This is a genomic window from Priestia sp. TSO9 (genome assembly GCF_021029645.1).
Taxonomy (GTDB): Bacteria; Bacillota; Bacilli; order Bacillales; family Bacillaceae_H; genus Priestia; species Priestia megaterium_E.
The window spans coordinates 667019-678671 of record NZ_JAJEKD010000013.1 but is presented as its reverse complement, the minus strand read 5'-3'; the positions used below and the strand labels follow the sequence as shown (position 1 = coordinate 678671).

11 protein-coding genes are annotated in these 11653 nt (G+C 38.7%); 2 read left to right on the top strand and 9 right to left on the bottom strand.

Going from position 1 to position 11653, the window contains the following annotated elements:
* Positions 1-33 precede the first annotated feature (33 nt).
* Positions 34-333, bottom strand: coding sequence for a YxcD family protein (locus tag LJC66_RS11620; protein WP_013056994.1), 300 nt, complete (start codon positions 331-333; stop codon positions 34-36).
* On the bottom strand, positions 321-776 hold the full coding sequence (locus tag LJC66_RS11615; RefSeq protein WP_013056993.1) for a hypothetical protein: 456 nt from the start codon (positions 774-776) through the stop codon (positions 321-323). The genes LJC66_RS11620 and LJC66_RS11615 overlap by 13 nt, the downstream gene beginning before the upstream one ends.
* A 564-nt stretch (positions 777-1340) precedes the next feature.
* Between LJC66_RS11615 and LJC66_RS11610 the strand changes: the two genes are divergently transcribed.
* The gene (locus LJC66_RS11610; RefSeq protein WP_195694008.1) at positions 1341-1946 is read left to right on the top strand and encodes an RraA family protein; all 606 of its coding nucleotides are present in this window, start codon (positions 1341-1343) and stop codon (positions 1944-1946) included.
* 22 nt (positions 1947-1968) lie between these two features.
* Here LJC66_RS11610 and LJC66_RS11605 read toward each other — a convergent pair whose 3' ends face one another.
* The 5 genes from LJC66_RS11605 to proC all read right to left on the bottom strand — a co-directional run bounded on the left by LJC66_RS11605 (position 1969) and on the right by proC (position 6338).
* A complete protein-coding gene (locus LJC66_RS11605) occupies positions 1969-2331 on the bottom strand; it encodes a VOC family protein (RefSeq protein WP_230932598.1) in 363 nt (120 codons plus the stop codon).
* Between the two features lie 38 nt (positions 2332-2369).
* Complete coding sequence (locus LJC66_RS11600; RefSeq protein ID WP_230932597.1) at positions 2370-2567, bottom strand: cold-shock protein; 198 nt, start codon at positions 2565-2567, stop codon at positions 2370-2372.
* 357 nt (positions 2568-2924) lie between these two features.
* Complete coding sequence (locus LJC66_RS11595; RefSeq protein ID WP_195694010.1) at positions 2925-4187, bottom strand: glutamate-5-semialdehyde dehydrogenase; 1263 nt, start codon at positions 4185-4187, stop codon at positions 2925-2927.
* Positions 4188-4301: 114 nt separating this feature from the next.
* A complete protein-coding gene (gene proB, locus LJC66_RS11590) occupies positions 4302-5408 on the bottom strand; it encodes a glutamate 5-kinase (RefSeq protein WP_013056988.1) in 1107 nt (368 codons plus the stop codon).
* Positions 5409-5495: 87 nt separating this feature from the next.
* Positions 5496-6338, bottom strand: coding sequence for a pyrroline-5-carboxylate reductase (gene proC, locus LJC66_RS11585; protein ID WP_230932596.1), 843 nt, complete (start codon positions 6336-6338; stop codon positions 5496-5498).
* A gap of 451 nt (positions 6339-6789) precedes the next feature.
* On the opposite strand from proC, the gene LJC66_RS11580 reads away from it, so the two are divergent.
* On the top strand, positions 6790-10350 hold the full coding sequence (locus tag LJC66_RS11580) for a CheR family methyltransferase (protein ID WP_230932595.1): 3561 nt from the start codon (positions 6790-6792) through the stop codon (positions 10348-10350).
* On the opposite strand, the gene LJC66_RS11575 is transcribed toward LJC66_RS11580, so the two are convergent.
* Both LJC66_RS11575 and LJC66_RS27950 read right to left on the bottom strand, forming a co-directional pair.
* The gene (locus LJC66_RS11575; RefSeq protein WP_195694016.1) at positions 10347-10967 is read right to left on the bottom strand and encodes a hypothetical protein; all 621 of its coding nucleotides are present in this window, start codon (positions 10965-10967) and stop codon (positions 10347-10349) included. The genes LJC66_RS11580 and LJC66_RS11575 overlap by 4 nt on opposite strands.
* Positions 10964-11641, bottom strand: a complete 678-nt coding sequence (locus tag LJC66_RS27950; RefSeq protein ID WP_276511016.1) for a cobalamin B12-binding domain-containing protein — start codon at positions 11639-11641, stop codon at positions 10964-10966. Before LJC66_RS27950 ends, LJC66_RS11575 begins: the two co-directional genes overlap by 4 nt.
* Between the last annotated feature and the right edge of the window lie 12 nt (positions 11642-11653).

Below are 11653 nucleotides of genomic sequence, written 5' to 3'. Positions count from 1 at the left end.
CGCTCACTTGAGCGGGTTTTGCATTGAAGTTCTTTATCGACTTAATTTTGCAAAAGCGATAATGCCTTCTTCATCGTCTAATTCCAGTTCTAGTCCTGCTGCGTATGGGTCTACGTTCATTTCCGTATCCAGCCAAAAGCGCAGCGCTTCAATAATGTTCAAAGTAATATGAACCTGCTTACGATCATGCACGTATGACTCTGCTGAAAAACCGTAGTCATCATCATACATTAGCTCAATCTCTACTTCTTGAGGCTGAACTTGTTTCTTTTCTGCGATATACAAACACATCGCATTGATAATATCTTGTTCAGAAATTTTTATTGTCTCCAAGATTTCACTTCCTCATTTTTACGCTTGTTGCTACGTACGCTTTGGAATAACTTTACTACAAGAAGAATTAAAGCTACAATCACAAGCATATTTACCATAAAGCCTAAAATTGGGCCTAATGGTCCTAAGCTAGATAGTAAGCTTCCAAATAATAAGCCCGCAATTCCTCCCATTAAAAGACCTTTCATTAAGCCGCCGCGCTTTGAGCTAGCCGCTGTACTTTTAGATGATGAGTTTTTAGACGTATTGTTTTGCTTAACTGAATTACTATTATTGTTTTTAAATAAGCTTGATTGGTTATTGCTTCCGCTGTCAAAAGAGCGCTTTCCTGACTTATACCCTTTTGCGCTTGCTACGTTTGAACCGTCATGAATAAGTGATCCACCGACTGGTGAAAACACAACCGCTAATGCGATAAATGCGGCCAATAATTTTTTTACCATTGTTTTCCCTCCACTAAATGACTAACGTCACATATGTTTTTTCATATATGATTTCCATATATGTTCCTACGTTTCATCATACCAAAAGGTTTCACTTTTTTATATAAAAATGCATCAAGCTCCATCAAATGTTCACAGGATTAAACATTTGCACGTATTTCTTGTGTATATAAGACTATTCAAGTATAAACCAGAGACCTTCATAAAACTAACAAAGGTCCTTCATCTTCATTAAATACAGCTTATTTTACACTTTGCCAAAAATATTATCTAAAGTAACTTTTGTAGAGTTCTTTGGTTTTTCCAATTCTTTAATAATGTCTTTATAGGCTATAGGCTACCTTCGCCTTTATTACTAATTAAAGGATATACGCGCTTATATGACGAATACCATACGAGAAACAGCGCCTATTAAAAATTGGCTCTGAAAACTTCTAATGCTGTGCATTTGCAGTTAATTAATGGTCAATGCTTCATCACGTTATCTACTTGCCCTTTCATAAATAAGAGCTTTCTCTTATATGAATATGTATAGATAGACTAAAGTTAAAAAGGAGAGATACGATGTTGAATGAACAGCTCCCATTATCAACAGCAAATTTATCAGATGCAATGGAAGGTGCAAACCACTTAGACTTTTCCATTAAGCCATTGCAGCGTCATTACAAACTATTTGGGCCGGCTCTTACCGTAGATACGCCTGCTGGCAATAATTACTCAGTGCTTGAAGCGATTCGACTAGCGGAGCCCGGAAGCGTGCTCGTCATTGATGGAAAAAGCTACTGCAACCGTGCCTTAGCAGGAGATTTCGTAGTAGCCATGGCGAAGCTTGTTGGAATAAGAGGTATTGTACTAGATGGTGTTATACGAGATCAGGAAGATATTGAAAAGCTCAATTTCCCCGTATTTTGCAAGGGCTCTACGATCGCAGCAAGCAGCAAAAAAGAAAAAGGAAAGGTAAACGAGATCATTTCCTGCGGAGGCGTGAAGATCCGTCCTGGGGATTTTATTGCAGGTGACGACGGTGGAGTCATTGTCATTCCTAAGGATGAAGCCGAAGAAGTATTAGCAAAAGCACGAGAAAAGTGGCAAAAAGATAAAGACAGAGAAAATGAAGTATTAATTAGCAAAGAAACGGTATATACGTATTTAGATAACGCCCTAAAATAAAAGACCTCCGCTTGGAGGTCTTTTATTTGTCATATTGTAAAAATTCTAATCGATTTCCGAACGGGTCATGGACAAAAAAACGCTCTCTCCCTGCAATAGGCTCTTCTTCAGAAAGAACACACCCTGAATTTGCCAACTTACGTCTAAGCGTCTTGATATCTTCCACGACAAAAGCTGGATGCGCTTTTTTAGCAGGTATGTAGTCATCTTGAATACTGATATGCACTTCTTGAGTCCCACATTGAAACCATATACCGCCTCTGTGCCTTAAATTTTTCGGCTTAAGAACAGTTTTCATTCCTAAAAGATTTTCATAAAAATTTCTTGCTTCTTGCTCGCATCCTTCTGGACCAAGAAGCTGAACATGATCAATTCCCAGAAACATCCACAAACCCCTTTCAAAAAACGTCTTCCTAAAAGTTATTAATCAATGACTCTAGGATTATGAATAACCTGCAGTTCTTTTACAGCTTGCTTCATGTCGCTTTTGCAAATTGGACAAGTTGGCTGATCTCCGCTTTTAAAGTTATCTCGAACCCAACAATTACACGTATCTGATGTACATTCCCAAACTTTTGTTTCTTCAATAACAGCCGGCTCTAAATTTTTACGATTATACATACACATCGTCTCCTTTAAACAGTACTTTTTAAGTGGATAATAAATGAAGATTAACTTAGCGTGTAAATGTGGTAAATGGTGCAAGATAAAGTGATACTATACATCCGTAAATCAATCTTTGAGGAATACATACGGCGTCTTGAAAGACTAAAATAAAAATGAAGTTATAACAAAGCAGATAGCAGTTGCTTTTCTTAAAACAACGGGATAGTCTGAAAAGAACAAAAATGAAGATCACAAAAATTATATATTTTACTATTATAACAGAGTTTATAATTTTTTACAAATCAGCTTCCATTTACTTGTCTTTTCAAAAAAAAAAAAAGCGAGCACATGATTAGGCTCGCTTTTCATTTCTTATCGAGTTTGTCCGTTTCCACTCATAATATATTTAATTGTCGTAAGCGCAGGAAGTCCCATTGGACCGCGTGCATGAAGCTTTTGAGTTGAAATCCCAATTTCAGCTCCAAATCCTAAAGCTCCTCCGTCAGTAAAACGCGTAGATGCATTATGATACAGTGCCGCTGCATCCACTAAAGACATGAAGCGTGAAACGGCTTGTTCATCTTCTGAAATAATGGCTTCAGAGTGTTTTGTTCCATATGTTTCGATATGGTCAATCGCTTCATCCACACTCTCTACTACTTTCATCGCGATCGCTAAGCGCAAATACTCTTCAGCCCAGTCTTTTTCAGCCGCTGTTTTTGCTCCAGGAATTTCACCTACTGTCGCTTTGTCACCATATACTTCAATATTGTGATCATTGAATGCTTGAATCAATTCATCTTTATGAGAATCGAGCCAGTTTTTGTGTACAAGAACCGTTTCTGCTGCGTTACACACCGCTGGTCGATCTGTTTTTGCATTAATCAAAATCGGAATGGCCTTCTTAACGTCAGCTTGTTCATCGATATAAATATGGCAGTTTCCCACTCCCGTTTCTAACACAGGAACCGTTGCGTTATTGACGACCGCTTGAATCAACGAAGCCCCTCCGCGCGGAATTAGCACGTCAATATGCTCTTTCATTGTAAATAATTCTTGCGTAGCCGCACGATCTGTACTTGAAATAAACTGTACCGCTTCTTTAGGAATGGGCGTTTCATTAAGAGCTTTATGAATAATGTCCACAATAGCTTGGTTAGATGAAATAGCTGAAGAGCCGCCTTTTAACACAATGGCATTTCCAGATTTCAACGCTAGCCCTGTTGCATCTACCGTTACGTTTGGACGTGCTTCATAAATCATTCCGATAACGCCAAGAGGCACGCGTACTTGCTTTACATCTAGACCGTTATCCAATGTCCAGTTTGATAAAACATCTCCTGTTGGATCGTCTAGCTCAGCAACTTCACGAAGGCCGTTTGCAAATTCTTTTACACGTTCCGCTGAAAGAGCAAGGCGATCCATCAGCGCTTCGTCAAACCCTTTTTCTTTCCCGTTTTTTAAGTCTACTTCATTTGCTTTTAAAATATACTCCGTGTTGTTTTCAAGTGTAGAGGCAATCGTTAACAACGCATCGTTTTTTTGCTCTGTTGTTAGTAAACTTAATTGTTTAGCTGCTTTTTTTGCTGAAATAGCTTGTTCTTCTACTGAATACTTTTCATTTGTTTGTAACACCAAATCACTCCTGGATTCGTTTTAGTTTTGTTTGATTTTAAAGTGTGAGGCATAAGAGGTAAATGCAATCATGCAAAGAAAAGGAAGGGCTCCTTTTCTTTACAGCATGTTTGCTTACAAACCGACCGGTACTGGAATTTCTAAGTGACACACTAGACCTTCGCTGTCTACAATCGGTTGATCAATTGGCTCATTCAGTGCAAGTTCATCAGATGAATAATTTGTCACGCCAAGAGCCAGCTCATTTTCGTCTTTATCTAGAATACGTACAACTGCTCGTTCACTAAAGTGGCCTTTAATATATTTAACATGCTCGCGAAGTAAAGGCTCTTTATCTTCAATAATTGCACGTTTCGCGGCATCTTCGACTACTATTTCCCCTTCAGGACCAGAGTTAAACGCAATCCATTGCTTTTTCTGATTAAGGTTCGCAGAATCATCTTCAGATTCAAAGTACGTTCCTGTTGCATCGCCGTCAACCGCTTGTGTTAAAATGTTTGGCACGCCAGCTCTTCCTAAAAATGCTGGAATTCCTGACGCCATAGCGATTTTGAACGCGTCAATTTTCGAGCGCATACCGCCTGTTCCAACTGAACTTCCTGAATCTCCTGCAGATTCTTCGATTTCTTGCGTGATTTCCCCTACGTGAGGAACTAATTTTGCATTTGGATCCTGGCGAGGGTCCGCGCTGTATAAGCCATCGATATCCGATAAAATAATAAGCAGGTCGGAATCCACTAGTCCAGCAACTTTAGCTGAAAGTGTATCATTATCGCCAAATTTTAATCGATTGATGGTTACCGTGTCGTTTTCATTGACAATTGGCACAATGCCGCGTTCTAACAGCACGTTAATTGTATTTCGGGCATTGTTGTAACGATTTTCGTCTGAAAAATCGTCTCTTGTAATTAAGATTTGAGAAGCAACGTACCCATGCGATAGAAACAGTTCTGAATAAGCCTCCATTAACAGTCCTTGACCGATTGAGGCAGCTGCTTGTTTTTCAGGCAAAGAGCTAGGTCGCTCTAAGCAGCCAAGCTTGCGGTATCCTGCAGCTACAGCTCCTGATGAAACCAACAGCACTTCATGACCGCTGTCTTTTAAGTCTACGACTTGATCCACAAGGCGCTCCAGCTTCCGTCTGCTGATTTCGCCGTGTGAACTTGTTAATGAACTACTTCCAATTTTAATTACAACCCGCTTCTTATTGTCGGGACTCATCAAATCACTCCTAGTGTGTTCTGTATGTTTTCTTGTTTATGATTATTTTTTTGTGGTGAGGAATTCACGAAGAAGATAAGTGACGCATTAATTAGTACTTGCCACTTTTTGTAGTTGAGCACTCATTTCTTTTGAACGCTTTGATGCTCCTTTGACTGCTTGCATCATTGCTTCTCCGCCGCCGTGTTTAGCTAAGGCGTCTAAACCAGCTGCTGTTGTACCGTTTGGAGACGTCACATTTTCACGAAGCTCCGTCGGCGTTTCATCTCTTTCCATCATCATTCTTGCTGCACCGTAAATGGTTTGGGCGCCAATTTCACGTGCTAGCTCAGGATCGAGACCTTCTTCTTTAGCTGCTTTTTCGATATGCTCCATAAGGAAATAAAAATAAGCGGGTCCACTTCCGGCAATTCCTGTGAAAATGTCCATTTGAGGCTCATCAATCACGTATACCTTTCCGATTGCAGAAAGCAGCTCTTTTGCTGTTAGCACAGCGTCCATTGCAGCATATTGACCTGGAGATATAGCCGTTGCTGATTGCTGAATCATACTTGATGTATTCGGCATCACTCGAATGACCTGCTGTTCATCATGCAATAACTCTTCCATGTAAGAAGACGAAATCCCTGCAAGAACAGATAGGACAAGCTGGTCTTTGTTGATTTGAGGCTTTAATTCGTTTAATGCCTCTTCAGCGCCTTTTGGCTTCATCGCTAGAATAAAAACGTCAATGTCATCTGTTTTCAGCTCGCTGCGCTTTACTGCTGTGATACCATATCTCTTTTCAAGTTCGTGCAGTCGCGCATCATTACTTCGGTTTGTTACGATAATATTTTCAGCAGGTAATTTCTTTGCATTGAACATACCAGAAATCATCGCTTCTGCCATTGATCCAGCACCTAAAAAAGCAACTTTTTGTTTTTGATCCATCAAATCTCCCCTGTCATTTGTTCGTATTTTTGTTCTCGTTTCTTTCAACGGTTCCTATAGTAACACGCTGAAAAAGAGTGTCAAGTTGAATTTAACCGTTTTTTTCCTCCTTGAGCGTTTAACCTTATGCATATGTAAGCGCAAACAAAACTTTTTTAAATATTTTTTTCTGTAAAAAAAACCGATTTTTTTTATAAAAATGCGTTTATATAAAGAAAATCGGGGCATACTATATAGTTTGGGCTTTAAATTTTTTTTACAAAAAATAGAGGAATTTTGAAAACGTTATTTGAACAATATAATAGGTTTGCTAAAATGAACCTATGTACCAGCATCTTGGTTTTTTTTGAAAAATTTACTTTTGATGTAAACCACGCTGTGCTGTCGACATTAAAATAAACAAAACGACATACAATCTAGGAAGTGTCGAAACATTATTGGAGGTTCTATTATGAAGAACAACTCGTTTTCTACAGTTCCATCGTCTTCAGAAGGAATAGAGAAACAGGATTTACACGTTGTGGGAATTGGCGCTTCTGCCGGAGGGTTAGAAGCTATTGAGCAGTTTTTCGCTAATATGCCTTCACCAAATGGAATGGCGTTTATTATTGTGCAGCACCTTTCCTCTAAATATAAAAGTTTTATGCCAGAACTTTTAGCAAAAAAAACAGGAATGAATATCAAACTGACACAAGACGGGATGACTTTACAAGAAGACACAATTTATTTAAATCCTCCCCATCATTATGTGACCGTTGCGGATCATACTCTTCGCCTTCGTCCCTATGAAGAAAATGATCAAGTAAAGTATCCCATTGACGCCTTTTTTCATTCTTTGGCTGCTTCAAAAAAACACCGGTGCACAGCCATTATTTTATCGGGAAAAGGAAATGATGGAACAGGAGGAGCAAAAACAATACGAGAGTATGGCGGAACTGTACTTGTACAAGATGAAAGCACAGCAAAGTACAGAGATATGCCCCTAAGCGCTATTGATGCACACCTTGCTGATTATATTCTTTCTCCTGCTGATATGCCTGACCTTGTGCAAACGCATGTCAGCCAAACTGAATTTACATATAATGAAGAAACGTTGCAATATATTTATTCATTAATAAAGAAGAAAACAGGCATCGACTTCTCTATGTACAAAAAAAACACGGTGCTGCGACGACTTGAAAAGAGAATGGCTTTACTCGATCCGCCCTCTCAAACGATGGAAGAATACCGGGACTATTTATGTAAAGAAGCCGAAGAAATCGTCGAACTGCAGCGAGACTTGCTGATTGGAGTGACACAATTTCTTAGAGATAAAGAAGCATTCTCTATTATTGAAGAACAGGTCATCCCTCAATTAGTTGAAAGAAAGATTCATAGTCAAGAAGATGAAATCCGCATCTGGGTAGCAGGTTGTTCTACTGGTCAAGAAGCATATACATTAGCTATTTTGCTTCATGACTATTTATCAACAATCAACCGTTATTTCGATGTCCGAATCTTTGCTACGGACATCGATCGTCATGCAATCAAAAGAGCTAGTCAAGGTATTTATGAAGAAGCGGAAGTTCATTCCTTCTCAGCAGCTCAGATTAACGAATATTTTGAGCAAACAAAACACGGTGGTTATCAAGTTAAAAAAACAATTCGTAAAATGATTGTTTTTGCCCCGCATAATATAGGAAAAGACTCGCCTTTTGTAAACGTTGATTTAATTAGCTGCCGAAATATGATGATTTACTTCCAAGCTGAACTGCAGCAGCGCATTCTGTCTCTTTTTCATTTTTCTTTGACAGAAGAAGGCGTACTTTTTTTAGGTCCTAGTGAAACAACAGGAAATTTGTCTGATTTGTTCCGCCCTATCAACAGTAAGTGGAAAATATTTAAGCGTTCGGGACAGCCCAGCCGACAAATTACGGGAGCTTTTAATCTTTCGAAATCCAGCTTGCATGAAGGTGATTTTTCTAGCGTGCCGCTGCCAAGTCAACTTTATAAGCCTCTTCCTTCACTTAAATTAGATGAGATGTATCAGTCAATGATTGATCACTTTATGAGCCCTTGTCTCGTATTAAATGAATACAACGAAGTAATATTTTGTTCAAAAGAAGCGACTCAGCTTATTAACGTTCCTGTAGGGAAAATTAATTATACAATTTTCAAAATGGTTCCAGTTCACGTCTCTTTAGCCATTGGAGCAGCTATTAAACGCGTAAAAGAGCAAGGTATGAGCGTATGCTGTCAGCACATTGAATTTGTCATAAACAACGTGCAGCGCCGTTTTAATATTACGATATCTGCCCTTCCAACAAATCACTCTCTTTACTTACTTATGTTTGATGAACAGACAGATGGTGCCATTATTGATAAGGAAGAGCCCATGTTCCTTAATCAAACAAGCTCGATTAGTGAGCTTGTAGTAGATTTAGAGCAAGAGCTTCATTACACGCAGCAGCATTTGCAAACGACGATTGAAGAGCTAGAAACAGCAAATGAGGAGCTAAAGTCTACAAACGAAGAACTGATTGCTTCTAACGAAGAGCTGCAGTCTACAAATGAAGAGTTGCAGTCGGTGAATGAAGAATTAATCAGTGTTAACAACCAGTACGAGCGTAAGATTGAAGAATTAACGGACTTAAATAACGATATTGATAATTTATTAATCAGTACAACTATTGCTACTATCTTTTTAGACGAGCAGCTGAATATTAAATTATTTACGCCGGAAACGAAAACAGTGATCAACGTTCTTCATCAAGATATTGGAAGACCTTTCTTTCATATTTCGCATAACTTTAGATATGACCATCTAATCGAGGATGCAATGCACGTTTTAAGAACAAATAACACCCTTCAAAAAGAAATTCAAAGCTATGATAACCAATGGTACAGCATGAAAATGATGCCTTATCGTACAAATGAGAATTTAATTAACGGTGTAGTTATTACGTTTATTAATATTACAGAAATTAAACGATCAAATGAAGAATTGGCTATTACATCATTTGCAGTCGCTCACAGTCCTACGGGCATTTTCATTACCGATCATCAAGGTAAAATTAAGTACATTAATCAAAAATTCATGGAGCAAAAGCATGCGCCGCAGGAAGTATTTGGGCTACACCTCTATGACTTATATACAAAAAAACTGGGGGTTAAAAGATTCCCTAAGATTTGGAATGAAGTATACAGAGGAGAAAAATGGAACGGAGAAATTTCCTACGTTCAAGAAGACGGAGAAACCGTTTGGGAACAGTTAGCCTTAATGCCTGTTAAAAATGATCAGGATGAAATCATCCATTACATTGGGTTAAGCGAAGACATTTCACAGCGCAAACAGTCGGAAATGATGCTCAAAAATTCAGAGATGCTGTCAGCACTTGGACAGCTGGCTGCTGGCATTGCCCATGAAATACGAAATCCTCTTACATCATTAAAGGGCTTTTTACAGCTTATGATGCAAGAAGAAACGTATAAAAAAGAATATATGGATGTCATGATGTCCGAGTTTAACCGCTTAGAACTGATCATTAGCGAACTGCTCATTCTAGCCAAACCCGAAGTCGTAAAATATGAAAATAAACAGATAAATTTAATTCTTCAAGACGTATGTACGCTGCTGCATACACAGGCCATTCTTAAAAACATTACTATTTCAACAGATTTTGAAGAAAAATTACCTGTTATTCATTGTATCGAAAAAGATATGAAACAAGTATTTATCAACATGGTGAAAAATTCTATTGAAGCGATGGATGACCCCGGATCTATCCTGGTGGTATCTAAATTTGATCCAGATACAAATCAAGTAGTCGTCCAAGTGATAGATGAAGGAAAAGGCATGCCGAAAGATCGATTAACACGAATTAGCGAGCCTTTCTATACAACAAAAGAAAAAGGAACAGGATTAGGATTGATGGTGAGTCACAAAATCATTAGTAATCATAAAGGAAGCATTTCGTATGATAGTGAAGAAGGGAAAGGAACAACGGTAGAAATCCGATTGCCGCTTTCTTAATGTACTTTGTTCTTCTGCCTTAAACATTCAAGCTCCTGATTAATTACATCTTGAATGTCAAACAAATGTGTAGAGACCAATTCAATATATTCTCCTTTTCCTGCTTCAATCACGTCGGAGCGGATAATACTTAGGAGGTCTTGAATGGTTAGCACATTTGTTTTCATTTCTCGAAAATGACGCTGAAGATCAACTAGCTGCATTTTTTTCACCGTTTCTACATCTGTTTCCCTGACTGAAAAATCTGGGTTCACTTGTGGTGAGTCTTGCAGAAGCATAGAGCGAAACTGTTGAAGAGTTGATTGAACACTCATCATATGCTCATGAATAGGATAGCAGAAAACAGCGTGCAGCGAATGATAGGCTTCAGGCTTAAAATGAAAATCAAAAAGAGCAACCGGGTTAGAAAACGTGCGCATATTTACTTCGATTTGCACTTCCTCCTTTCCCTGGAGTGCTCTTTTTACTTTTTCTTGGCTGTCTTCATCAACTAGATCTAAAAAGTTCTGAACAGGCGGGAAATTTTTCGTGACGCTTGGTGTAAATTCAATTATTTCGTTGTCTTTATTGAGTAAAAACATTGGAACCGGAATGTGTTGAATCGGCAAACTGATCATATTTCTTCCCCCATTGCTAACATTTTATCTTGCGTCGAACTTTCTTTATTGTTGATTAGAAGCCAGTCTTTAAAAGCTTGAATATGATTAATGAATATGGTTCTTGAAGATCCTGAAGCCGACAAATCGTGCTTGTTGAGAAGCCTGCTGCCTACTAATACTAGAGGACTTTGCGGCATGTTTTCAATCTCAGCAATGTATTTTTGTAAATCAGGCAGCAAATGCACTTGGGAGACAGACAAGCACACTACATCAGGGTCCCATCTTTCAATGCTTTTTAGAGCAAACGGCAGCGGCAAGTTTGCTCCTAAGTTTTTAACTTCCCATCCCTGTTCTCTCATAAGTCCTGCAATCATTTTAATACCTAAGTAATGCTCTTCTCCTTCAATGCAAAAAAGAAGTGCTCGATGGCGCTGAATCAACTGATGCTGTAATAGCTGAAAGCGAGTTAACACATAGTCACAGGTTGCAGTAGCCAAATGCTCGTCCGCGACTGAAATTTTATTTTCTTGCCACCTTTTCCCTATCTCATACATCGCTTCTGTCAGAAACGTGTATACGTCAGTTGAAGAATGGCCTTCTTCTATATATAGAGCAATGAGCAGCCAGCTTTTTTGAACGTCCCCTTCTAGCAAACAATCAGCTAAAGCCGCTACATTACGAGAGTAAACGATAAGATCACGCCC